This window comes from Neobacillus niacini (assembly GCF_023715415.1).
In the GTDB taxonomy this organism is placed as follows: Bacteria; Bacillota; Bacilli; order Bacillales; family Cytobacillaceae; genus Neobacillus; species Neobacillus niacini_C.
In genome coordinates, this window is record NZ_JAMBOB010000017.1 from 32,713 (window position 1) to 56,182 (window position 23,470).

The window sequence follows — 23,470 nt, forward strand, 5'->3', positions numbered from 1 at the left end:
AATTCTACCAACGATAGTGAGCAAACGCTTTGTTTGCTTCTGCCATTTTGTGTGTATCTTCACGCTTTTTAACAGATGCTCCAGCATTGTTAGCTGCATCCATGATTTCGTTAGCTAAACGCTCTTCCATAGTTTTTTCTCCACGAAGACGCGCATAGTTAACTAACCAACGAAGACCAAGAGTTGTACGACGATCAGGACGCACCTCTACTGGTACTTGGTAGTTCGCTCCACCTACTCGGCGTGCTCTTACCTCAAGTACTGGCATAATATTCTTCATAGCTGCTTCAAAAATTTCCATTGGTTCTTTACCAGAACGTTCACGGATTGTTTCGAATGCAGAGTAAAGAATTTCTTGTGATTTACCTCTTTTACCGTCAACCATCATTTTGTTGATTAGACGAGTAACTAATTTTGAATTGTAAAGTGGATCTGGTAACACGTCTCTTTTTGCTACAGGACCTTTACGTGGCATTTAATTTCCTCCTTTCAAACAGGCTTTCTATTTATACTGTTATTACTTCTTAGCTGCTTTTGGTCTCTTAGTACCATATTTCGAACGACCTTGCATACGGTTGTTAACACCAGCCGTATCAAGTGCACCACGTACGATGTGATAACGTACCCCTGGTAAGTCTTTTACACGTCCTCCACGAATAAGAACAACACTGTGTTCTTGAAGGTTGTGACCAATACCAGGAATGTATGCTGTCACCTCAATACCGTTAGTCAAACGTACACGAGCATATTTACGTAACGCTGAGTTCGGTTTCTTTGGAGTCATTGTACCAACACGAGTACATACTCCTCGTTTTTGTGGTGAAGATACATTAGTTTGTGATTTTTTGAAGCTGTTGTAACCTTTGTTTAGCGCAGGTGACTTCGACTTTTCAGTAATTGCTTGACGAGGTTTGCGCACCAATTGGTTAATAGTTGGCATGTTACTTTTCCTCCCTTCATTATTTGTAAGCCCACACATCCAGGTGGTTCATTTTTGTGCAAAAACAAAGTTTTTGCAGACCATCTATCTACAAAAACAGTTTTTAACGGATAATCGCTACAGTTGAAGCACCAACTTCTATTCCACATGCTTTCCCGAGTTTTTTCATCGAGTCAACATAGATAATTGGGATGTTCATTTCTTGAGCTAGTTTCACTACTCCAGCTGTTACTTTCGCTTCAGCGTCACTAGCAATGATCAGCTCACTAGTAGATCCATCCTTCAGTGCTTTTACTGTTTGTTTTGTTCCTATAACAATCTTAGTTGCCTGGTATACTTTTTCATAAGACATTTATCATATCCTCCAAAGTATCAGGTGAATAGGAGCACCTTTGATATATTACCATCTTATAAAATATAAGTCAACAATACTTTAAATTTTTTTTAAGACAAACATTCTTTAAAAGGCGGTACTCGCTAATTAGCGGGTACCGCATAATTTTTATTTCTTAGTCGATTGCAACTGTTTCTTCAGAAGTTGTATCTCTTAAAACCGGTTCAGCCTTACGGTATCTCTGCATACCTGTACCTGCTGGAACAAGCTTACCAATGATAACATTTTCTTTTAAGCCTAACAATTCATCTCGTTTACCTTTAATTGCTGCATCAGTCAGAACTCTTGTTGTTTCTTGGAAGGATGCGGCAGACAAGAATGAATCCGTTTCAAGTGATGCTTTCGTAATACCGAGCAATACAGGACGTCCAGTAGCAGGTAATTTTCCGGCTAACAATGCTTTTTCGTTTGCATCTGTGAATTGGTGGATATCCAAAAGTGTACCCGGAAGTACATCAGTTTCACCCGCATCACTTACACGAACCTTACGCATCATTTGACGAACCATTACTTCTACGTGCTTATCGCCAATTTCAACACCCTGCATACGGTAAACCTTTTGAACTTCACGTAACAGATATTCCTGAACAGCATTAACGTCTTTTACCCTGATTAATTCTTTAGGGTCAATAGAACCTTCTGTTAATTCTTGTCCACGAAGAATTGGATCATTTACTGCTACTTTCAAGCGTGCTGTATACGGAGCATTATAAGTACGTGATTCAATCTCACCTTGAACAATAATTTCATGCTGGCGATCACGCCCTTCATTAATACCAACAACCACACCATCAATTTCAGAAATAACCGCAACCCCTTTTGGATTACGTGCTTCAAATATTTCTTGAATACGTGGTAAACCTTGCGTGATATCGTCTCCTGCAACACCACCTGTATGGAATGTACGCATTGTTAACTGTGTACCAGGTTCACCAATTGATTGGGCTGCAATGATTCCAACTGCTTCCCCAACTTCAACTTCTTGACCTGTAGCCAAGTTACGGCCATAACACTTCTTACATACACCATGACGGGTATTACATGTAAAGGCAGAACGAATTTTAACTTCTTCAATTCCCGCTCCAACAATAGTTTCAGCAAGATCCTCAGTGATAAGTCCATTTTCAGGTACTAACACTTCTTTTGTTTCAGGATGTCTAATTGGGTTACGAGCATAACGGCCAATTAAACGTTCATCTAAGCCTTCAATTACTTCTGTACCATCTTTTAGTGAACGGATTAACAAACCACGGTCCGTTCCACAATCATCTTCACGGACAATTACATCCTGAGCAACGTCTACAAGACGACGTGTTAAATAACCAGAGTCAGCTGTTTTTAACGCTGTATCGGCAAGACCTTTACGAGCACCGTGGGTAGAAATAAAGTACTCTAATACTGTCAGACCTTCACGGAAACTTGACTTGATTGGTAATTCAATGATACGTCCAGCCGGGTTGGCCATTAATCCACGCATACCTGCAAGCTGCGTAAAGTTAGATGCGTTACCACGGGCTCCGGAATCACTCATCATGAATATCGGATTCGTTTTATTCAAGGACTTCATTAGTTTCCCTTGAATGGTATCCTTCGCAGCACTCCATATCGCAATAACGCGATCATAACGTTCGTCTTCAGTTATTAAACCGCGACGGAACTGCTTCATAACGTTATCTACTTTATTTTGTGCCTCGTGAAGAATTTCTTGCTTTTCAGGTAATACCACGATATCAGCAACACCGACGGTAATCCCTGCTTTTGTAGAATATTTAAATCCTAAGTCCTTCATACGGTCTAGCATTTTAGACGTTTCAGTAATTTTGAATCGCTTAAATACTTCAGCAATGATATTACCAAGGATTTTCTTCTTGAACGGATCAACTAACGGCATTTCTTTAATTCTTGCTCTAACATCTTCACCTTTTTCAACAAAGTATTTTGCTGGGGTTTCAACCTCTAGGTTTTGTCTAGTAGGCTCATTGATATAAGGGAAAGATTTAGGAAGAATTTCATTAAAAATAAGTTTACCAACCGTTGTAATCAGTAATTTATTATTTTGTTCTTCTGTTAACGTTTCGTTTCCTAATGAACCAGCATGGACAGCAACACGAGAGTGCAGGTGAACATAGCCATTTTGATAAGCAACTAACGCTTCATTTGTATCTTTAAAAATCATACCCTCTCCGATAGCACCTTCTCTTTCAAGAGTTAAGTAATAGTTACCTAGTACCATATCCTGTGAAGGTGTAACAACTGGCTTACCATCTTTAGGGTTCAAAATGTTTTGGGCTGCGAGCATTAAAAGTCTAGCTTCTGCTTGCGCTTCAGACGAAAGTGGAACGTGAACAGCCATTTGGTCACCATCGAAGTCCGCATTGTATGCCGTACATACTAGTGGATGAAGGCGAATCGCTCTTCCTTCAACAAGTGTTGGTTCAAATGCCTGGATTCCAAGTCTATGAAGTGTTGGGGCACGGTTTAATAAAACTGGGTGCTCACGAATAACATCTTCTAGCACATCCCAAACTTCAGGTGACACTCTTTCAATCTTACGTTTTGCAGATTTGATATTGTGGGCTAAACCTTTTTCTACTAGTTCCTTCATTACGAAAGGCTTAAATAATTCAAGAGCCATTTCTTTTGGAAGACCACATTGGTACATTTTTAGGTTTGGACCAACAACGATAACGGAACGACCAGAATAGTCAACACGTTTCCCAAGTAAGTTTTGACGGAAACGACCTTGCTTTCCTTTTAACATATGGGACAGTGACTTTAATGGACGGTTACCTGGGCCTGTTACCGGACGGCCACGACGACCATTATCAATTAGTGCATCTACTGCCTCTTGAAGCATCCGCTTCTCGTTTTGAACGATAATGCTTGGTGCACCAAGATCCAATAAACGTTTTAAACGATTATTCCGATTGATTACTCGACGGTATAAATCGTTTAAATCAGATGTAGCAAATCTTCCTCCATCCAACTGTACCATTGGACGAAGTTCTGGAGGGATGACAGGAAGAACATCTAGAATCATCCATGACGGCTCATTTCCAGAGTTACGGAATGCTTCCAACACTTCAAGGCGCTTAATCGCACGCGTACGACGCTGACCTTGTGCTGTTTTTAATTCTTCTTTTAATGCGTCAACTTCTTTATTTAAATCGATATCAGATAGAAGCTTTTTAATTGCCTCAGCACCCATAGCAGCTTGGAACTTATTTCCGTACTTTTCACGGTATGCTCGATATTCTTTTTCTGATAACAGTTGTTTCTTATCAAGAGCTGTATCTCCTGATTCTGTAACAACGTAAGATGCAAAGTAAATAATCTCTTCTAATGCTCTTGGAGACATATCTAAAACTAGTCCCATACGGCTAGGGATTCCTTTAAAGTACCAAATGTGAGAGACAGGAGCTGCAAGCTCAATATGACCCATACGTTCACGACGAACCTTTGCTCTTGTTACTTCAACACCACATCGGTCACACACGACACCTTTGTAACGGACACGTTTATATTTTCCACAGTGACATTCCCAGTCCTTTGTAGGACCAAAAATCCTCTCACAGAATAAACCATCCTTTTCAGGCTTCAATGTACGATAGTTAATGGTTTCTGGCTTTTTTACTTCTCCAAAAGACCATGAACGGATTTTATCTGGTGATGCCAGACCAATCTTCATATACTCAAAATTATTAACATCCAGCAAGGGGCCTACCTCCCTTTCTATCTAGACAATCATTAGCTGAAAACGCTTCTAGGCGCTTTCAGCTAAGTCTTATTCCTTGGAACCAACCTTTTCAGATTCAAATGCTTGTGCTTCAGGAACGATGTTTAATGTATCGACTTGCTGTAAGTCATCATCATCTTCCGTATCTCGCATTTCAATTTCTTTTTCATCACCAGAAAGGATTTTTACATCCATTCCTAGACTTTGAAGTTCTTTTATTAATACTTTAAATGATTCAGGAACCCCTGGTTCCGGTACATTTTCACCTTTGACAATCGCTTCGTACGTTTTCACACGACCCACCACGTCATCTGATTTGACTGTCAGAATTTCTTGTAGTGTATAAGCCGCACCGTATGCTTCAAGTGCCCAAACCTCCATCTCACCAAAACGCTGTCCACCAAATTGTGCTTTACCACCAAGTGGCTGCTGTGTAACAAGTGAGTATGGTCCAGTTGAACGAGCATGGAGCTTATCATCAACCATGTGAGCAAGTTTAATCATATACATGACACCTACAGACACACGATTATCGAACGGTTCACCTGTACGTCCATCATATAATACTGTTTTTGCATCATTAGCCATTCCAGCTTCTTCAATCGTTCCCCAAACATCTTCTTCACGTGCACCGTCAAATACCGGTGATGCAACGTGGATTCCAAGAGCTCTTGCAGCCATTCCTAAATGAAGCTCAAGCACCTGACCGATGTTCATACGTGATGGAACGCCCAAAGGATTTAACATAATATCAATCGGGGTACCATCCGGTAAGTACGGCATATCCTCTTCTGGTAATATCCGGGAAATAACCCCTTTATTACCATGGCGGCCCGCCATTTTATCCCCTTCATGAATCTTACGCTTCTGAACAATATAAACACGAACAAGCTGATTTACGCCTGGTGGCAACTCATCGCCATCTTCACGATTAAAGACCTTAACGTCAAGGACAATACCGCCTCCGCCATGCGGAACTCTTAGCGACGTATCACGAACTTCACGAGCCTTTTCTCCGAAGATTGCATGCAATAGACGTTCTTCAGCAGTAAGTTCTGTAACACCCTTTGGAGTTACCTTACCAACCAGCAAGTCGCCGTCTTTTACCTCAGCACCAGTACGAATAATTCCACGCTCATCCAAATTCCTGAGGGCATCTTCCCCTACATTTGGAATATCACGGGTAATCTCTTCTGGTCCAAGTTTTGTATCACGGGATTCTGACTCATATTCTTCAATATGAATAGAAGTATATACATCATCTTTTACAAGACGTTCACTCATAATAATGGCATCTTCATAGTTGTAGCCATCCCAGTTAACAAAGCCAACTAAAACGTTACGACCTAAAGCAAGTTCACCCAGCTCCATAGAAGGACCATCTGCTAGAATCTCACCTTTTGTTACGTGGTTACCCACTGCAACAATCGGACGTTGATTATAACAAGTTCCCTGATTAGAACGAATGAATTTCAACATTTTATATTTATCAAGGTCACCTTTAACTTCTTGACCATCGACTATATTAATTCGACGCACCCAAACCTCACGTGCCTCAACATGCTCTACAATTCCTTCATGCTTACAGATTACCGCTGCACCTGAGTCTTTACCAGAAACATATTCCATTCCTGTTCCAACTCTCGGCGCCTCTGGCTGTAATAATGGAACGGCTTGACGCTGCATGTTCGCTCCCATTAATGCACGGTTAGAGTCATCATTTTCTAAGAACGGAATACAAGCTGTCGCAGCAGAAACTACCTGTTTAGGAGATACATCCATATAGTCGATACGGTCGCGTTTTACTACCGTGTTTTCACCACGGAAACGAGCAACAACATCATCATCAATAAATGTACCGTCATCACTAAGACGTGAATTCGCCTGTGCTACAACATAGTTATCCTCTTCATCTGCTGTTAAGTAATCGATTCGGCTTGTAACCTTACCAGTATCCGGATCAATCCGGCGATATGGAGTTTCAATAAAACCAAAACGGTTCACTTTTGCAAAAGATGAGAGTGAGTTAATCAAACCAATGTTTGGTCCCTCTGGCGTTTCAATCGGACACATACGGCCATAGTGGGAATAGTGAACGTCACGCACTTCAAATCCTGCACGTTCACGCGTTAATCCACCAGGTCCTAATGCAGATAAACGACGCTTATGCGTCAATTCTGCAAGCGGATTTGTTTGATCCATAAATTGCGATAATTGAGAGCTTCCGAAGAACTCTTTAATCGAAGCAATTACAGGTCGGATGTTAATTAACTGCTGTGGTGTGATGGTAGCAGTATCTTGGATTGACATCCTTTCACGAACCACACGCTCCATACGTGACAAACCAATTCGGAACTGATTTTGAAGCAATTCGCCAACGGAACGAAGACGTCTGTTCCCTAAATGGTCAATATCATCTGTATCGCCGACACCGTGCAGTAAGTTAAAGAAATAACTGATAGAAGAAATGATATCAGCAGGCGTAATGTTTTTAATCGGCTCTGCAACATACGCATTGCCTAGCACATTAATAACTTTTTCACCATCTTCATTTGGTGCATAGATTTTAATTCCTTGAAGAATGATTTCTTCCTGTACTACACCACCAGCTGGATTAAAGCCTTTAAAATTAATATCCTTTTCCAAAGCAGGGATAATTCGATCTAAATTTCTTCGATCTAAAAGTGTCCCTTTTTCTGCAATAATTTCACCTGTTTCAGGATCGACAAGTGATTCAGCTAAACGCTGATTAAATAAGCGATTTTTAATATGGAGTTTCTTGTTAATTTTATAACGACCTACGTTTGCAAGGTCATATCTTTTTGGATCAAAGAATCTTGAAACCAATAGACTCTTTGCGTTTTCAACGGTAGGAGGTTCACCTGGACGCAGGCGCTCATAAATTTCTAGAAGCGCTTTTTCTACTCCTTCAGTGTTGTCCTTTTCTAGCGTATTGCGAATGTACTCATTATCTCCGATCAATTCAATGATTTCTTGATCAGATCCGAAGCCAAGTGCACGCAAAAGAACCGTAACGGGCAGTTTCCGAGTACGATCTATTCTGACATATACGACATCTTTGGCGTCTGTTTCATATTCAAGCCAAGCGCCGCGGTTCGGAATTACTGTAGCTGAAAAACCCTTTTTCCCGTTTTTATCAAGTTTTCCACTAAAGTATACGCTCGGTGAACGTACTAACTGTGAAACGATAACACGTTCTGCCCCATTTATGACAAACGTACCCGTTTCAGTCATGAGTGGAAAATCACCCATAAAAACATCTTGGTCTTTTACTTCGCCTGTTTCTTTGTTTACAAGACGTACTTTAACACGCAATGGTGCAGAATATGTAACGTCTCGCTCTTTCGATTCCGCAACAGAATACTTCGGTTCGCCAAGGCTGTAATCAATAAATTCTAGTGATAGGTTACCAGTAAAGTCTTCAATTGGTGAAATATCTTGGAACATTTCACGCAAACCCTCATCAAGAAACCATTGATAGGAAGAGGTTTGGATTTCAATAAGATTTGGTAATTCTAAAACTTCACTGATTCGTGCGTAACTTCTTCGTTGGCGGTGTCGTCCATACTGAACTAGTTGACCTGTCAACTGATTCACCCCTCAAATCAAGCGTTTTTATGAAACATATATTTTGGTCTTATGTAAGGAACAAAAGGAGTTCCTCCATTAGACAAAAAAAGAAAAAGGGTTTTTATTTCTTAAAAACCACATTTTCACATTTTGACTATTATTTTGTCATCTTTTCCGACTTAAACATGTTTTATACTAATAAAATAAGTATTTTCAGGAATAATTCGGAAAATATTATGATGGCATTTTATAATGCTAACACACTTGACAAATTCAAGTCAACTATTTTACAGCCTTAATAATAAAATAACCTTTAGACTTGTCAATAGTTTCTACTGTGGTAAATCGTTCTTTTAATTTTTCAATAGCAGAAGGTGCACCTTGCTTTTTTTGAATGACAATCCAAAGCTCACCACCGGTGACTAAATGCTCATAACTTTGTTCAAAGATATCGTGAACTGTCTTCTTACCTGCTCTAATAGGTGGATTTGTTAATATTGCAGCAAAGTTTGATTGCTTCACATTTAACAAAGTATCACTTTCATAAATTTCAACATTGTCCACCGCATTCTGCCTAGCATTAGCCATCGCTAACTCAATTGCCCGTTCATTCACATCGATCATATGGACAATGCGCTCTGGATAATTTTTTGCGATTGAAAGGCCGATTGGACCGTATCCACACCCAACATCTAGAATTTGTCCTTCAACATTGGGCAGGTCAAAAGCTTCTATTAATAAGCGGGAGCCAAAATCTACTTCTTTTTTTGAAAACACACCGTTATCCGTTTTAAAACGAAATAACACATCCCTTAAGGTGAAGTCCCAATATTTCGGTTCACTTTCGACCTTTTGGGTGCGAGAGTAGTAATGTTCAGACAATAAGCTCACCTCCTGAGGAGTGTTTATAATGAGGTTACCTGAGGAAAATAACTAGTATCTAGCGAAAAGCACCTAGGCGTTTTTAGCTTTTAAGTATCGAAAAAAAGCCCGCTTATACAGCGAGCTTTTCTATAAGGTTATTACTTAACTTCAACGTTAGCTCCAACTTCAGCAAGTTTAGCTTTAAGTTCTTCAGCTTCTTCTTTAGAAACGCCTTCTTTAACAGCTTTTGGAGTGTTATCAACAAGATCTTTTGCTTCTTTAAGACCAAGACCAGTGATTTCACGTACAACTTTGATAACCTTGATTTTTTGATCGCCAGGGCTAGCAAGGATTACGTCAAATTCAGTTTGCTCTTCAACAGCCGCTACCGCAGCTCCGCCCATTGCTACTGGTGCAGCAGCAGTTACGCCGAATTCTTCTTCGATTGCTTTTACTAGGTCGTTAAGTTCTAAAACAGTCATAGATTTAACTGCTTCAATGATTTGTTCTTTAGTCATTTTAATGTTCCTCCTTAGTTTTCATTCCATAGTGGTTAAGCGATAAGTGTTAACTTACGCGCCTTGTTCTTCTTTTTGTTCTGCAACTGCTTTTGTAACAAGAGCAAGGTTGCGGATTGGAGCTTGTAGTACGCTGAGTAGCATTGAAAGTAAGCCTTCACGTGAAGGTAATTCTGCAAGTGCTTTAACCTCTTCAACTGTTGCTACATTGCCTTCGATTACACCAGCTTTAATTTCAAGTGCCTCATGCTTTTTAGCAAAGTCATTAAGGATTTTTGCAGGTGCTACTACATCTTCCGTGCTGAACGCGATTGCGTTCGGACCAGTTAATGCTGCGTTTAACTCTGAAAGTTCAGCTGCATCAGCCGCACGACGAGTCATAGAGTTTTTGTAAACTTTGAAGTCGACACCAGCTTCACGAAGTTGCTTACGAAGTTCAGTTACTTCAGCAACAGATAGCCCACGGTAGTCAACAACGATTGTTGAAACACTAGCTTTTAACTTAGCTGTAATTTCATCAACGATTTGAACTTTTTGTTGGATTGCGCTGCTCATCTTTACACCTCCTGTAGATTCTCTACATTTATACCAGGCAAAGTAAAACCTCCACATCACTAGACAGACATGGAGGTGCATACAATAGCCGAATGAATCAGCCAATTCTATCGCATTACCTCGGCAGGGAATTAAGCGAATGTTCGCACCTGCTGTCTTCAGTACAAATGTTTTATTTAAACAACAAAATAGATTATATAAAATGTATCTATAATTGTCAATTGGTAAAAAATTACTTAACTGTTACAGATGAAGGATCAACCTTCACGCCAGGTCCCATAGTTGAAGTAACTGTTACGTTCTTCATGTATGTTCCCTTTGCAGCTGCAGGTTTAACTTTAACCATTGTTTCGAACACAGTTTTGAAGTTCTCAACAAGTTTTTCGTTTTCGAAAGATGATTTACCGATAGGTACGTGGATATTTCCAGCTTTATCTACACGGTACTCAACTTTACCTGCTTTAATTTCGTTAATAGCTCTAGTTACATCAAATGTTACAGTACCAGTTTTAGGGTTTGGCATTAAACCTTTTGGTCCTAATGTACGACCAAGTTTACCAACTTCACCCATCATGTCAGGAGTTGCTACGATTACGTCAAATTCAAACCAACCTTGTTGGATTTTAGTGATGTATTCTGCATCGCCAACATAATCTGCACCAGCAGCTTCTGCTTCTTTCACTTTTTCACCCTTCGCGAATACTAAAACGCGTTGAGTCTTACCAGTTCCGTTTGGAAGTACTACTGCACCACGGATTTGCTGGTCAGCTTTCTTAGGGTCTACACCTAAACGGAATGCAACTTCAAGTGTCGCATCAAATTTAGCATAATTAGTTTGCTTTGCAAGTTCGATTGCTTCAGCAACTGGGTAAGCTTTTGTGTTATCAACAAGCTTAGCAGCTTCTAAATACTTTTTACCTTTTTTAGCCATTTTTATTTCCTCCTAGATTGTGGTTTTAACGTTTAATAACTCCCACTTAATAAAGCGGAGGCGCCTTGTCCAGCCCCGACAGGCGTAAGACGAGCCGGCTGGAAGGTTGTTCTTTAACCTTCTAGACGGATTGGCTTATGACCCCGAGGGGCTAGGCGCCGCAGCTTGTCACGAATAAAGGTTGCGTAAGTAACGCAACCCCCTTCATTACAACAATAACAGTTTGCATGGATTAGTCTTCGATAACGATTCCCATGCTGCGAGCAGTACCTTCAACCATGCGCATTGCTGCTTCAACGCTTGCAGCGTTTAGGTCAGGCATTTTCTGTTCCGCAATCTCGCGTACTGTATTACGCTTAACTGTTGCTACCTTATTACGGTTTGGTTCACCAGAACCAGACTGTATTCCAGCTGCTACTTTCAAAAGAACTGCAGCAGGAGGAGTTTTCGTAATAAATGTAAATGAACGGTCTTCAAAAACCGTGATTTCAACAGGAATGATTAATCCAGCTTGATCCGCTGTACGAGCGTTAAACTCCTTACAGAATCCCATGATATTAACACCGGCTTGACCTAATGCAGGTCCAACTGGTGGTGCAGGATTCGCTTTCCCAGCAGGGATTTGTAATTTAACAACTTTAATTACTTTTTTAGCCACGAGACACACCTCCTTAAAGTCCGTGATGTGGTAATAGGGTATTTACCCTCCCACTCAGGTATCTGTCTTTATATAAAGATAAAGATCTTAGCAAAAGTCTTGTCTCTCGAAGAGACATACTGACCTATGAAATATTACCACTTTTTAAAAATGATTTCAAGTTTTTTTCAAATTACTATTAATAATTCTTTAATTTACAACTTCTCAATCTGTGTAAATTCTAGTTCTACGGGGGTATCTCGTCCAAACATATTAACAAGAACTTTAAGTTTAGCCTTGTCTTTATCCATTTCCTCTACTGTTCCTGTAAAGTTCATGAATGGACCTTCTTTTACCCGAACCGTTTCGCCAATTTCATAGTTTACATCGAAGCGTTTCTCATCAACGCCCATGCGTTTTAGGATGACAACTACTTCTTCAGGTAAAAGTGGAGTAGGTTTAGAACCGGCTCCAGAAGAACCGACAAATCCCGTTACACCTGGAGTATTTCGGACAACATACCATGAATCATCTGTCATGACGATTTCAACAAGTACATAGCCAGGAAAAACTTTTCGTTTCACTACTTTTGTTTTCCCATTTTTTATTTCTGTTTCTTCTTCTTCTGGTACTACGACACGGAAAATTTTATCCGTCATACCCATTGATTCAACACGCTTTTCTAGATTTGCTTTAACTTTATTTTCATAACCTGAGTAAGTATGTAAAACATACCAATTTTTTTCCATTCAAGAGGACTAAACGTCCATCCCTCCCCGTACTTTCATAAAAAACTTTTAAAAAGCAAATGAAAAAACCCGTTAGACGGGCTTTACATAAGAATTTGTTTTATTATTCACCATTATACCATGAAATACCTTTTATTATTCAAGGATAACTCGAATCAATTTTGATATTCCTAAATCGATTACACCAAAGAATATTGCAAAAAAAGCAACTGTTGTAAGAACAGTGATGGTATAGCGAGTTAATTCCTTGCGTTTTGGCCAACTAACTTTTCTCATTTCACGGAAAATATCACTGAAGAATTTCTTTAAGCGTTGCATATCTGTAACCCTCCAACTATCGGAATAACATTGCTAGTATGAATAAAAATTATTTTGTTTCTCGGTGGACTGTATGGGTGGCGCATGTTTTGCAATATTTATTTAATTCCAATCGTTCTGATTGTAACTGATTTGCATTCGTCGAGTAATTACGTGATCCACAGTCAGCACATGCCAGAATAATCTTTTTACTCATAATGTGTCACCTTCAATATCCATCTTTTATATCTTTAAAAATGTAACATGACCCCTATTTATTGTCAACATCGTGCGTGAGCGTGTTCACCCAAATGTCACCGTTTTCAAAAATCAGAGACTAAATTCCCTAATTTCTAAATACCGTTCTAATTTCCTTTTCACACGCTGCAGAGCATTATCAATTGATTTAACATGACGATTCAATTCCTCAGAAATCTCTTGATAGGATTGCCCATCGAGGTATAACGCCAAAACCTTACGTTCTAAATCGCTCAATAATTCAGTCATTTTTACTTCTATGTGATCGAATTCCTCTTGATTAATAATTAGTTCCTCTGGATCAAGAACCTTGGCACCAGAAAGGACATCCATTAAGGTGCGGTCAGATTCTTCATCATAGATCGGTTTATCCAATGATACATAGGAATTTAAAGGAATGTGTTTTTGTCTCGTTGCAGTTTTAATAGCAGTGATAATTTGCCGAGTGATACATAATTCAGCAAACGCCTTAAAAGAGGTAAGCTTGTCCTCGCGAAAGTCACGTATTGCCTTATATAGCCCAATCATTCCCTCTTGGACAATATCTTCTTTATCTGCACCGATTAGGAAGTAGGACCTTGCCTTTGCACGTACAAAATTTCGATATTTGTGGATTAAATAATCCAAAGCCTCACTATTACCTTGGTGCACTAGATCTACAATACCCTCGTCTTCCATTGTTAAAAATAGCAGGTTGCTTTTTTCCCCGAAGTCTGTACTCAATTAAGATCCCCCTCCACCGAACAAGCATAGATAGTATTATTATACTGCCCGTAACTTTTGAACGTCAACGCTTACTTTTGCCCTCTGCGCCATTTTTCGAAAATTTCTGCCACTTCACTGCTAATTGGTATTTTTGAGACTGGCCTTTTTTCTTGAATTTTTTTTACATTTTTCTCGATTCCCTTTTCGACTGAGGACATCTCTATAAGTAACTCCCGTGCAGATTTCCTTAGTGCTCCTTGTCCGAAAATAGCCCATTGCTCTGTAAAATCCGAGGTAGCAACATGAATTTGAGTCCTTCGGTTATTTAAAGCAATGGCTAGTTTTTCAATTCGCTCATCTGCTGTTTCGTTTTCTTTTGTAAAAATAACCTCTACTTTATGGTTACTATACTTCTTCTCAGTTCCTTGTACATAGTAGGCATCAAAAACAACAATGACTCGATAGCCTGAAAATGCTTGGTATTCTGCCATTCTTTCTACTAAAGTGTCCCTAGCTGCCGGCAAATCATGGTCCTTTAATGCCCTTAGCTCAGGCCATGCCCCAATTATGTTATATCCATCGACAAGCAAGATATCCATTTTTATCCCTCTAGAGGATGCCGCCTGCGGTATACCTCATACATTAATAACGCTGCTGCAACAGAAGCATTTAATGATGTTACCTTTCCGGCCATCGGCAGGTTGATGAGGAAGTCACATTTATCTCTAACAAGACGACCCATCCCTTTTCCTTCGCTCCCAATGACAAGTCCAAGCGGCATTATACCATCTAATTGACGATAATCTTGTTTTCCACTTGCATCCGTACCCGCAATCCAAACACCGCGCTCCTTTAATTCATCGATTGTTCTTGCCATATTGGTAACACGGACAACAGGAATATGTTCAATCGCACCTGTTGAGGCCTTTGCGACGGTTGCCGTTAATCCAACTGCTCTCCTTTTCGGAATAATTATTCCATGTGCACCAACTGCATCAGCACTCCGCATTATTGATCCTAAATTATGAGGATCCTCAATTTCATCCAATAACAGAAAGAATGGAGCTTCATTCTTCTTTTCTGCAGCTGCAAATAAATCGTCCATCTCTGCATATTGGTAGGCTGCAACGTAAGCAAGAACTCCTTGATGATTTTCATCGGATATCTGGTCAATTTTTTTCTTTGGTACAAATTGAACGATAACATGTGCTTCTTTTGCTAATTGAATTAATTGCTGCATTTGACCACGCTGGGAGGATTCTGCAATTAATATTTTGTTGATATCTCTTTCCGATCTTAGTGCTTCCATAACTGGGTTTTTACCAATGATATAATCCTGGTTTTCGTTCACTCGCTTTTTCCTCCTTTCTTTTCTTCCACATATTCAAAAGCCTTTAAGATAAGTTCTTCAAGACGTTCCGTATTCTCGGTTAAATATAAAAATCCTACTAATGCTTCGAATGCGGTACTGTAATGATAGGTTTGGACGTCTGTGTTTTTTGGTACCGTACCTGATTTAGCATTGCGTCCGCGCTTAACTACCGCCAGCTCCTCCTCACTAAGAAGGTGTTCATCCATCATTCGAAATAACACTTGGCATTGGGCCTTTGCAGAAACATAGGTTGTCCCTTCTCGGTGAAGACTGTTGGGCTTTACTTTCCCGCTTTGCAGGAGGTGACGTCTGACATAAATTTCATAGACAGCGTCACCCAAATAAGCTAGTGCAAGACTGTTCAATTGATTAGCGTCTACTTTTTCTTGATAATCAAGCATGAATTAGCCTCTTTTCCATCTTGTACCCTGTGGAGTATCTTCTAAAATAATATTCATTTCCTTTAATTGATCTCTAATTTGGTCAGACAGTTGAAAATTGCGGTCCTTGCGGGCTTGAATTCTTTTTTCGATTAGGGCATCGATTTCTTCATCTAACATTTCTGTCGTTTGTTCTAGTGTCAAACCTAAAACATTAAATAACTCATCAAATTGTTTGGTAAATGTATCGATTACCTCTACTGCGGTGTTCTTTTCTAAAAGGTAGTAGTTAGCCAATTTCGAAAGGTCAAACAAAACAGAAATAGCCTTTGCTGTGTTGAAATCGTCATCCATTGCTTTGATAAACTCATCCTGTAGCGCTGCTATCTTCTCTAGCCATTCCTGATTATTATTTGTTAAATCTGTACTAGATTCCTTACGATGCTTTAAATTCTGATAAGAGGTTGTTAAGCGTTCAAAGGCGGCCTTTGTGCTTTCAAGTAACTCCTCGCTATAGTTGATAGGATTGCGGTAATGAACCGACAGCATAAAAAATCGCAACACTTGAGGATTATGCACCTTTATAATGTCATGGACAAGAACAAAGTTCCCAAGTGATTTTGACATCTTTTCATTGTCAATATTGATATATCCGTTATGCATCCAGTAGCGGGCAAAGGTTTTTCCAGAAAGAGCCTCCGACTGAGCAATTTCATTTTCATGGTGCGGGAAGGTTAAATCTTGACCGCCAGCATGGATATCAATCGTTTCACCTAGGTATTTTTTTGCCATTGCCGAGCACTCAATATGCCAGCCTGGACGTCCAATTCCCCAAGGGCTTTCCCAAAAGATTTCGCCTTCTTTTGCAGCCTTCCATAAGGCAAAGTCCAAATCATCTTGCTTCTTCTCACCTATTTCAATTCTTGCTCCAACCTGCAGGTCATCAATGGATTGATGAGAGAGTTTTCCGTAGTCATTAAAACTTCTTGTTCTGAAATAGACATCACCTTCTGATTCATATGCAAAACCTTTCTCAATAAGCTGTGCAATAAAATCAATAATAATGTCCATATTTTCCATTACTCGTGGGTGAATATCTGCCTGCTTGCAGCCTAATGCTGACACATCTTCAAAATACGCTTGAATGAACCGATCTGCGATAGCTGGGACATCCTCCCCAAGCTGATTGGCAGCACGGATTAATTTGTCATCTACATCTGTAAAGTTGGACACATACTGAATGTTATATCCACGGTACTCAAAATAACGGCGAACGGTATCAAAAACAATAGCCGGGCGTGCATTACCAATATGAATATAATTATAGACAGTTGGACCGCAAACATACATTTTAACTTTCCCTGCCTCCAGGGGAATGAACTCTTCTTTTCTTCGGGTTAATGTATTATAAAGCTGAATGGCCATTTACTTTAGTCCTTTCTTTTTTCAATTCAATTAACTCTTCTCTCAATTCATCTAACTCAACTTGCACTTCTCTAATTCGATCTGCAATCGGATCTGGAAGGTTACAATGGTCTAAATCTCTCGTTATTTTCTTCCCGTCTTGAATGACAACCCTGCCTGGAACCCCTACAACCGTTGAATTAGGAGGTACTTCCTTTAAGACAACAGAGCCTGCACCAATCTTTGAATTTTCACCGATAGTAATAGAGCCCAGTACCTTTGCACCTGTTGCAATCAATGCATTATCCTTAATGGTTGGATGACGTTTCCCTTTCTCTTTCCCCGTTCCCCCAAGTGTCACACCCTGAAATATTGTTACATTATCACCAATTTCACAGGTCTCTCCAATAACAATCCCCATACCGTGATCAATAAATAATCTCCTGCCTATTTTTGCACCTGGATGAATTTCGATACCTGTGAAAAAGCGACTTATTTGAGAAATGACCCGTGCAAGAAAATAATACTTACGCTTAAAAAATGCATGTGCAATTCGGTGCCCCCAAATTGCATGTAAACCTGAATACGTCAGGATAACTTCTAAGTGAGTTCTTGCTGCAGGATCTTGTTCAAAAACAACCTCAATATCCTCCCTCAACCTTTTGAACATTTTCTCATCTCCCCTTAAATGTAATAAAGCATCATCTGTAAATACTCCCCTTGTTTTTCCTAAAAAAATAAAAAACGCCCCTGTCATAACGACAGAGGCGCTTTGGCGCGGTTCCACTCTGATTAGACCGATAAGCTGCTTCACATACAGCTTACATTGGCCTCACTCTACCTGTTAACGGAAAGGTTCCGCCCATATCTACACAGATTTAACATCTTTCGAAATGGGACTCAGAGGTGCATTTTCAAACATGAGAGGCTTAAACCACTTTCAGCCGGTGATGGTTTTCTCTTTAAAGCGTCATATTCTACTTTTCCTCTTCAACACTTTTACATATAGCGAGTATATATCCTTTACTATATTACATATTTGGTCAAATGTTAACCAATTATTTTTTGAATTCTATTTAGAACTTTTGCTTTTCCTAAAAGTTCAATCGCCTGAGGTAAATCTGGACCATGCGTTTGACCCGAAACAGCTGCACGAATCGGCATAAACAGATTTTTTCCTTTTTGACCGGTGGATTTTTGAACTGCCTTCATCGCTGCTTTAATTCCATCGGCTTTAAAGTTGTCTAGTTTCTCTAGTTCTTCAGCAAAAGCCTTAAGTACTTCAGGAACTGTCTCGCCTGTTAATACTTCCTTAGCATCCTCTTCATATTCTGCTTCTTCTTTAAAGAACATATCCGATAATTCAACAATCTCTGCACCGAAGCTCATCTTTTCCTGTAACAAACTTACTAAACCTCTTGCCCACTCATGCTCTTCATCCGTCAAGCTCTCACCTAACACTCCAGCTTTTACTAGATGTGGCATGGAAAGCTCCAGTACGCGGTCAACCTCAATCTTCTTCATATATTGATTGTTCATCCATGTCAGCTTATTTGTATCAAATAAAGCAGGGGATTTTGATAAGCGACTGGCATCGAAAATTTTAATGAATTCCTCTTTCGAATATAGCTCCTCTTCACCAGTTGGAGACCAGCCTAGTAAAGTAATAAAGTTAAACAAAGCTTCTGGCAGATAGCCTAATTCTTCATATTGCTCAATAAATTGAATAATGGATTCATCCCGCTTGCTTAACTTCTTTCTGCTTTCATTTACGATGAGTGTCATGTGACCAAAAATCGGAGGCTCCCATCCTAATGCTTCATAAACCATTAGCTGCTTAGGAGTGTTGGATATATGGTCATCTCCCCGAAGTACATGGGATATTTTCATTAGATAATCATCAATGGTTACCGCAAAATTATAAGTAGGCGTGCCATCCTTTTTGATGATGACCCAATCACCCATTCCTTCAGACTCAAAGGAAACAGTCCCTTTTACCATATCCTCGAAGGTGTAGGTTTTCCCTTCTGGTACGATGATTCGAATACTCGGTTCACGGCCTTCACTTTCTAATTTAGCACGTTCCTCAGCAGTTAGATGACGGCATTTTCCAGAATAGTGAGGAGTTTCGCCTCTTTCAGTCTGCTCTTCCCGCTCTGCTGCAATTTCTTCTTCCGTACAATAACATTTATAAGCATGACCATTCTCTACTAATTGATTGTAGTAGGTTTGATAAATGTCATTTCTCTCTGACTGTCGATAAGGTCCATATTCACCGCCGACATCCACACTTTCATCCCAATCCATACCCAGCCATTTAAGGTATTTTAATTGGCTTTCTTCACCGCCAGCAATATTCCGCTTCTTATCAGTGTCTTCAATCCGGATAATAAATTTTCCGCCCTGATTACGTGCAAACAAATAATTAAATAATGCAGTACGGGCATTTCCAATATGTAAATGTCCAGTAGGACTTGGAGCATACCTTACACGAACTTCATTTGACATCATTATGCCTCCGTATACCGTTGATTTTCTATATCTGATTTATTTTACCATTGTGTATTTCAGCAATAAAGAATTTATTTCCTTTTTAGTAAAACTACAACTTGTGAGGCAATTCCTTCACCACGGCCAGTAAAGCCCAGCTTTTCTGTCGTTGTTGCCTTCACATTAATTTGTTCGGGAGTAGCATTAAGTAATTCAGCGATTCTCTCTTTCATTTGCTGAATATAGGGTGACATTTTGGGCTGTTGTGCAATGATTGTACAATCTGCATTAACAAGCTCGTATCCTCTATCTTTGACAAGCTGCCACACATGCTCCATCAATTTAGCTGAATCTGCATCTTTAAAGTTCGGATCTGTGTCCGGAAAATGTCTGCCAATATCTCCTTCTCCAATCGCTCCAAGACATGCATCCGTTACCGTATGTAACAAAACATCTGCATCTGAGTGACCCAGCAGCCCTTTTTCATATGGTATGGTAATCCCGCCAATGATAAGCGGACGCCCCTCCGTTAATTGATGTACATCAAAGCCTTGTCCAATACGAAACATAGTCAAAAACTCCCTTGTCTTTTCTGTAATATCGCTTGTGCAAAAAATAAATCTTCCTGTGTCGTAAGCTTGATATTATCATAGTCCCCCTCGACCATTGTGACTGGATGAGAGATCCGCTCTACCAAGCTAGAATCATCGGTACCCATAAAGCCATCCTTTTCTGCCTGTTCATATGCACTGTACAATAAGGAAAAACGAAAAGCTTGTGGGGTTTGTACAGCCCACAAGCTAGACCTTTCGACAGTTGCCATCACCACATCATTACGTACTGTTTTCATGGTATCCTTTGCTCGCACTCCAATGATTGCTGCACCTGTTTCTTGTGCTGTTTCTAGTAATCGGTGAATATGGTCCTTGCGAATAAAAGGCCGCGCCGCATCATGAACAAGAATAATTCCATCTCTCTTCACTGTCTTCAATGCGTTATAAATGCTGTCCTGACGCTCTTTTCCACCTGGAACTAATTCAAGCACCTTCTTCACTTCATGCTTCTTCAAAATGGAATTAAATTCTGCTTCTTCCTGGGGGTGAATGGCTAAGATTATTCCATCGCATAACTCATCTTCTTCAAATACCTTTAATGAATGAATGAATACAGGAATACTATTTAACTCTAATAAAAGCTTATTTTTCCCTGCGCCCATCCTCTTCCCTTGACCTGCAGCAGGGATAATGACTTGGTAAGTCATGCTAAAACTCCAATCTATTCTATCTAGCTTCCTAAAGCACTTTTCTCCAGTAACTTTGGTTTTGCAAATATCATTCTTCCTGCTGAAGTTTGAAGGACACTCGTAACCAGAACATCTATTCTCTTTCCGATATATTCTCTTCCTTCTTCAACTACAATCATCGTTCCATCATCAAGATAAGCTACACCTTGGTGATATTCCTTCCCATCCTTAATCACCTGTACGGCTAACTCTTCACCAGGTAGTACAACTGGTTTAACCGCATTGGCTAAATCATTAATATTTAATACAGAAACGTTCTGTAATTCACATACTTTATTTAGATTAAAATCATTCGTAACAAGCATGCCATTCGTGATTTTGGCTAATTTCACAAGCTTACTGTCGACTTCTTGGATTTCATCAAAATCGCCTTCGTAAATTTCTACTTTAATCGCTAGTTCTTTTTGAATTCGATTTAAAATATCCAATCCACGTCTACCGCGGTTCCGCTTTAACACATCAGATGAATCTGCAATATGCTGTAATTCCTCTAGTACAAAGCGAGGAATGACAATTGTTCCTTCTAAAAATCCTGTTTGACAGATATCCGCAACGCGGCCATCAATAATTACACTTGTATCGAGGATTTTTAGCGATTGTCCCTCAGACTTTTCCGCATCCTCTTCACCGGACTTCTTCTTCCCACGGCTGCCAAAGAGATTTAACAACTCATCCCTTTTCTTAAATCCAACCTGAAATCCAAGGTATCCAAATAATAATGTCAGCAAAATAGGAGCGACAGCATTAAGAATAGGTACTTGAACAGCATTTAGAGCAAAACCAATTAAAAAGGCTACTAATAAACCAAAAATTAATCCAATACTGCCAAAAATCACATCTGTAACAGGGATTCTCACCAGTGAATCTTCCGCCCATTTAATAAACTCCAGTACATAATCTACTGCCCAAAAAGTAATAAGATAGAAAATAATTGCACCTATAATAGCCGTTGCATATGAGTTACTAATTATTGGAATGTCATCAAATTTTATTAATTTTAGTAATTGCGGAATCAATAATATTCCAAGCGTACCTCCGGTAATGAGAAAACATGCTTGCACAATACGTTTTAACATTCCTTCACCTCCTCTACTCATTATAAACATATTCCCAAAAATGAAACCTTTGTTTATTGATTATTTTTAGCAAAGTGTAAGTTTTAAAACATGAATATAACTTTATATATGAAAATATATTTTTCACTCCATAGGGTAGCACTGGAAAAAAACTCTGTCAAACAAAGGAAATTTGCTGTTTATCCACAGAAAATTTATATTTGTCGTTCCGTATATAATCTGTCTTTGATTAATTTTAAACCTTCTTTAATTTTTTTAGCACGAATCTCGCCAATTCCCTCCACATCGTCCAGTTCTTCAACAGTGGCTGTAATAATTTTCGAAAACTCCCCAAAGCTTGTAATAATATTTTCAATGATAACTAAAGGCAGGCGGGGAATTTTATTCAGTATCCGATAACCTCTCGGATGTTTATTTTCATCTAACGGTATATATCCATGGTAACCCATTAATTTCAAAATAGCGCTATCCTCTAATGCTCCATTGCTCGTTAGAACCTGCATTCGTTTAAGAACGTCCCTCGCCTTGACAGTCCGATCAAAGGAGTAATCCTTTATGATATTAGAAGTTTCTTCTTCTAAATCTGTCAAAATTTCATTCATTTGCAGACGAATAAGCCTGCCTTCTGTACCTAATTCATTTAAGTAGGTTATGAGTTCATTTTTAATTTTGAGAACCATTTCAAAGCGGTGAAGAACCAGAAGAAAGTCATTATAGGTAACAGACTCTTCAAATTCTAGAATACTTAAGCTGGCAATACTCCGCTCAAGGACTGCTTTATATTTTTCGAGCATTTGAATAGCCTGATTCGCCTTCGTTAAGATCACAGATATATCTTTAAGTGCATAACGGAAATTTCCTTGATAAAGGGTTATCACATTTCTCCTTTGAGAAATTGCTATGACAAGTGCTTTTGTTTGCCTAGCGACCCTTTCAGCCGTTCGATGCCGCATCCCTGTTTCCGAGGCAGAAATTTCAGAGTCCGGAACCAGTTGTGCATTCGCTATAAGAATCGTATTACCTAGTTCATTAAGGATAATGGCACCGTCCATTTTTGCTAACTCATAAAGATAGCTTGGTGAAAAAGGACAATTTATTTGAAAGCCGCCATCTACAATACTTTTGACCTTATCATTGTAACCAACAACAATGAGTCCGCCTGTATTCGCCCTTAATACATTATCAATTCCTTCACGAAGGGGTGTACCAGGAGCAAGAAATTGTAAAACTTCACTTACGGTTTGTTCCCCCAGCTTTCTATTTTCCATGT

Annotated in this window: 24 protein-coding genes and 2 other annotated features; all 24 genes read right to left on the bottom strand. The window is 39.4% G+C overall.

Annotation, left to right across the window (positions count from 1 at the left end; genetic code table 11):
• Positions 1 to 4: 4 nt before the first annotated feature.
• Positions 5 to 475, bottom strand: a complete 471-nt coding sequence (gene rpsG, locus M3189_RS24760) for a 30S ribosomal protein S7 (protein ID WP_179161264.1) — start codon at positions 473 to 475, stop codon at positions 5 to 7.
• Positions 476 to 517: 42 nt separating this feature from the next.
• Complete coding sequence (gene rpsL / locus M3189_RS24765) at positions 518 to 940, bottom strand: 30S ribosomal protein S12 (protein ID WP_026574083.1); 423 nt, start codon at positions 938 to 940, stop codon at positions 518 to 520.
• A 103-nt stretch (positions 941 to 1,043) separates the two neighbouring features.
• The gene (locus M3189_RS24770; protein ID WP_251639140.1) at positions 1,044 to 1,292 is read right to left on the bottom strand and encodes a 50S ribosomal protein L7ae-like protein; all 249 of its coding nucleotides are present in this window, start codon (positions 1,290 to 1,292) and stop codon (positions 1,044 to 1,046) included.
• Positions 1,293 to 1,449: 157 nt separating this feature from the next.
• Positions 1,450 to 5,049: a DNA-directed RNA polymerase subunit beta' gene (rpoC, locus tag M3189_RS24775; protein WP_251639142.1), complete on the bottom strand. Its 3,600-nt coding sequence runs from the start codon at positions 5,047 to 5,049 to the stop codon at positions 1,450 to 1,452.
• Positions 5,050 to 5,118: 69 nt separating this feature from the next.
• A complete protein-coding gene (gene rpoB, locus M3189_RS24780; protein WP_251639144.1) occupies positions 5,119 to 8,679 on the bottom strand; it encodes a DNA-directed RNA polymerase subunit beta in 3,561 nt (1,186 codons plus the stop codon).
• A 264-nt stretch (positions 8,680 to 8,943) separates the two neighbouring features.
• The gene (locus tag M3189_RS24785) at positions 8,944 to 9,543 is read right to left on the bottom strand and encodes a class I SAM-dependent methyltransferase (protein WP_251639146.1); all 600 of its coding nucleotides are present in this window, start codon (positions 9,541 to 9,543) and stop codon (positions 8,944 to 8,946) included.
• Positions 9,544 to 9,683: 140 nt separating this feature from the next.
• The gene (gene rplL, locus M3189_RS24790; protein ID WP_251639148.1) at positions 9,684 to 10,043 is read right to left on the bottom strand and encodes a 50S ribosomal protein L7/L12; all 360 of its coding nucleotides are present in this window, start codon (positions 10,041 to 10,043) and stop codon (positions 9,684 to 9,686) included.
• Positions 10,044 to 10,097: 54 nt separating this feature from the next.
• Complete coding sequence (rplJ, locus tag M3189_RS24795) at positions 10,098 to 10,598, bottom strand: 50S ribosomal protein L10 (protein ID WP_251639151.1); 501 nt, start codon at positions 10,596 to 10,598, stop codon at positions 10,098 to 10,100.
• 33 nt (positions 10,599 to 10,631) lie between these two features.
• Positions 10,632 to 10,778: a sequence feature (ribosomal protein L10 leader region), on the bottom strand.
• A 52-nt stretch (positions 10,779 to 10,830) separates the two neighbouring features.
• Positions 10,831 to 11,529 carry a 50S ribosomal protein L1 gene (gene rplA, locus M3189_RS24800; protein ID WP_251639153.1) on the bottom strand — a complete coding sequence of 233 codons (699 nt, stop codon included), beginning with the start codon at positions 11,527 to 11,529 and terminating at the stop codon, positions 10,831 to 10,833.
• Positions 11,530 to 11,761: 232 nt separating this feature from the next.
• Positions 11,762 to 12,187 (bottom strand): 50S ribosomal protein L11, encoded by a 426-nt coding sequence (gene rplK, locus M3189_RS24805; RefSeq protein WP_026565509.1) that lies wholly within the window; start codon positions 12,185 to 12,187, stop codon positions 11,762 to 11,764.
• A gap of 194 nt (positions 12,188 to 12,381) precedes the next feature.
• Positions 12,382 to 12,915, bottom strand: a complete 534-nt coding sequence (gene nusG / locus M3189_RS24810) for a transcription termination/antitermination protein NusG (RefSeq protein ID WP_251639154.1) — start codon at positions 12,913 to 12,915, stop codon at positions 12,382 to 12,384.
• A gap of 135 nt (positions 12,916 to 13,050) precedes the next feature.
• Positions 13,051 to 13,233, bottom strand: a complete 183-nt coding sequence (gene secE, locus M3189_RS24815; protein ID WP_251639156.1) for a preprotein translocase subunit SecE — start codon at positions 13,231 to 13,233, stop codon at positions 13,051 to 13,053.
• A 49-nt stretch (positions 13,234 to 13,282) separates the two neighbouring features.
• A complete protein-coding gene (gene rpmG / locus M3189_RS24820; RefSeq protein WP_251639158.1) occupies positions 13,283 to 13,429 on the bottom strand; it encodes a 50S ribosomal protein L33 in 147 nt (48 codons plus the stop codon).
• Positions 13,430 to 13,542: 113 nt separating this feature from the next.
• Positions 13,543 to 14,148, bottom strand: a complete 606-nt coding sequence (gene sigH, locus M3189_RS24825) for an RNA polymerase sporulation sigma factor SigH (protein WP_179292730.1) — start codon at positions 14,146 to 14,148, stop codon at positions 13,543 to 13,545.
• 116 nt (positions 14,149 to 14,264) lie between these two features.
• Positions 14,265 to 14,774, bottom strand: a complete 510-nt coding sequence (locus tag M3189_RS24830) for an NYN domain-containing protein (RefSeq protein ID WP_251639169.1) — start codon at positions 14,772 to 14,774, stop codon at positions 14,265 to 14,267.
• A 2-nt stretch (positions 14,775 to 14,776) separates the two neighbouring features.
• Positions 14,777 to 15,526: a 23S rRNA (guanosine(2251)-2'-O)-methyltransferase RlmB gene (rlmB, locus tag M3189_RS24835; RefSeq protein WP_353057492.1), complete on the bottom strand. Its 750-nt coding sequence runs from the start codon at positions 15,524 to 15,526 to the stop codon at positions 14,777 to 14,779.
• On the bottom strand, positions 15,523 to 15,948 hold the full coding sequence (locus tag M3189_RS24840) for a Mini-ribonuclease 3 (RefSeq protein WP_251639171.1): 426 nt from the start codon (positions 15,946 to 15,948) through the stop codon (positions 15,523 to 15,525). The genes rlmB and M3189_RS24840 overlap by 4 nt, the downstream gene beginning before the upstream one ends.
• A gap of 3 nt (positions 15,949 to 15,951) precedes the next feature.
• Positions 15,952 to 17,352: a cysteine--tRNA ligase gene (gene cysS / locus M3189_RS24845; protein ID WP_251639173.1), complete on the bottom strand. Its 1,401-nt coding sequence runs from the start codon at positions 17,350 to 17,352 to the stop codon at positions 15,952 to 15,954.
• The gene (cysE, locus tag M3189_RS24850) at positions 17,333 to 18,088 is read right to left on the bottom strand and encodes a serine O-acetyltransferase (protein WP_285889819.1); all 756 of its coding nucleotides are present in this window, start codon (positions 18,086 to 18,088) and stop codon (positions 17,333 to 17,335) included. The genes cysS and cysE overlap by 20 nt, the downstream gene beginning before the upstream one ends.
• A 3-nt stretch (positions 18,089 to 18,091) precedes the next feature.
• Positions 18,092 to 18,334, bottom strand: a binding site (T-box leader).
• 47 nt (positions 18,335 to 18,381) lie between these two features.
• Positions 18,382 to 19,839, bottom strand: coding sequence for a glutamate--tRNA ligase (gene gltX / locus M3189_RS24855; protein ID WP_251639178.1), 1,458 nt, complete (start codon positions 19,837 to 19,839; stop codon positions 18,382 to 18,384).
• A 74-nt stretch (positions 19,840 to 19,913) separates the two neighbouring features.
• The gene (gene ispF / locus M3189_RS24860; protein WP_251639180.1) at positions 19,914 to 20,390 is read right to left on the bottom strand and encodes a 2-C-methyl-D-erythritol 2,4-cyclodiphosphate synthase; all 477 of its coding nucleotides are present in this window, start codon (positions 20,388 to 20,390) and stop codon (positions 19,914 to 19,916) included.
• Positions 20,391 to 20,392: 2 nt separating this feature from the next.
• The gene (gene ispD / locus M3189_RS24865) at positions 20,393 to 21,082 is read right to left on the bottom strand and encodes a 2-C-methyl-D-erythritol 4-phosphate cytidylyltransferase (RefSeq protein WP_251639182.1); all 690 of its coding nucleotides are present in this window, start codon (positions 21,080 to 21,082) and stop codon (positions 20,393 to 20,395) included.
• A 23-nt stretch (positions 21,083 to 21,105) separates the two neighbouring features.
• The gene (locus tag M3189_RS24870; RefSeq protein WP_251639184.1) at positions 21,106 to 22,200 is read right to left on the bottom strand and encodes a PIN/TRAM domain-containing protein; all 1,095 of its coding nucleotides are present in this window, start codon (positions 22,198 to 22,200) and stop codon (positions 21,106 to 21,108) included.
• Positions 22,201 to 22,394: 194 nt separating this feature from the next.
• On the bottom strand, positions 22,395 to 23,468 hold the full coding sequence (disA, locus tag M3189_RS24875) for a DNA integrity scanning diadenylate cyclase DisA (RefSeq protein ID WP_251639186.1): 1,074 nt from the start codon (positions 23,466 to 23,468) through the stop codon (positions 22,395 to 22,397).
• Positions 23,469 to 23,470: the final 2 nt, after the last annotated feature.

Bases quoted from the DNA above. Each gene is read 5' to 3' on its own strand.
- M3189_RS24770 (WP_251639140.1), bottom strand. From the start codon at position 1,292: ATGTCTTATGAAAAAGTATACCAGGCAACTAAGATTGTTATAGGAACA.
- rpmG (WP_251639158.1), bottom strand. From the start codon at position 13,429: ATGAGTAAAAAGATTATTCTGGCATGTGCTGACTGTGGATCACGTAAT.
- rpsL (WP_026574083.1), bottom strand. From the start codon at position 940: ATGCCAACTATTAACCAATTGGTGCGCAAACCTCGTCAAGCAATTACT.
- M3189_RS24830 (WP_251639169.1), bottom strand. From the start codon at position 14,774: ATGGATATCTTGCTTGTCGATGGATATAACATAATTGGGGCATGGCCT.
- rplJ (WP_251639151.1), bottom strand. From the start codon at position 10,598: ATGAGCAGCGCAATCCAACAAAAAGTTCAAATCGTTGATGAAATTACA.
- M3189_RS24870 (WP_251639184.1), bottom strand. From the start codon at position 22,200: ATGTTAAAACGTATTGTGCAAGCATGTTTTCTCATTACCGGAGGTACG.
- cysS (WP_251639173.1), bottom strand. From the start codon at position 17,352: ATGGCCATTCAGCTTTATAATACATTAACCCGAAGAAAAGAAGAGTTC.
- secE (WP_251639156.1), bottom strand. From the start codon at position 13,233: ATGCAACGCTTAAAGAAATTCTTCAGTGATATTTTCCGTGAAATGAGA.
- nusG (WP_251639154.1), bottom strand. From the start codon at position 12,915: ATGGAAAAAAATTGGTATGTTTTACATACTTACTCAGGTTATGAAAAT.
- ispF (WP_251639180.1), bottom strand. From the start codon at position 20,390: ATGTTTCGTATTGGACAAGGCTTTGATGTACATCAATTAACGGAGGGG.
- disA (WP_251639186.1), bottom strand. From the start codon at position 23,468: ATGGAAAATAGAAAGCTGGGGGAACAAACCGTAAGTGAAGTTTTACAA.
- ispD (WP_251639182.1), bottom strand. From the start codon at position 21,082: ATGACTTACCAAGTCATTATCCCTGCTGCAGGTCAAGGGAAGAGGATG.
- sigH (WP_179292730.1), bottom strand. From the start codon at position 14,148: ATGGAAGACGAGGGTATTGTAGATCTAGTGCACCAAGGTAATAGTGAG.
- rplA (WP_251639153.1), bottom strand. From the start codon at position 11,529: ATGGCTAAAAAAGGTAAAAAGTATTTAGAAGCTGCTAAGCTTGTTGAT.
- rplL (WP_251639148.1), bottom strand. From the start codon at position 10,043: ATGACTAAAGAACAAATCATTGAAGCAGTTAAATCTATGACTGTTTTA.
- M3189_RS24840 (WP_251639171.1), bottom strand. From the start codon at position 15,948: ATGCTTGATTATCAAGAAAAAGTAGACGCTAATCAATTGAACAGTCTT.
- cysE (WP_285889819.1), bottom strand. From the start codon at position 18,088: ATGACAGGGGCGTTTTTTATTTTTTTAGGAAAAACAAGGGGAGTATTT.
- gltX (WP_251639178.1), bottom strand. From the start codon at position 19,839: ATGTCAAATGAAGTTCGTGTAAGGTATGCTCCAAGTCCTACTGGACAT.
- rpsG (WP_179161264.1), bottom strand. From the start codon at position 475: ATGCCACGTAAAGGTCCTGTAGCAAAAAGAGACGTGTTACCAGATCCA.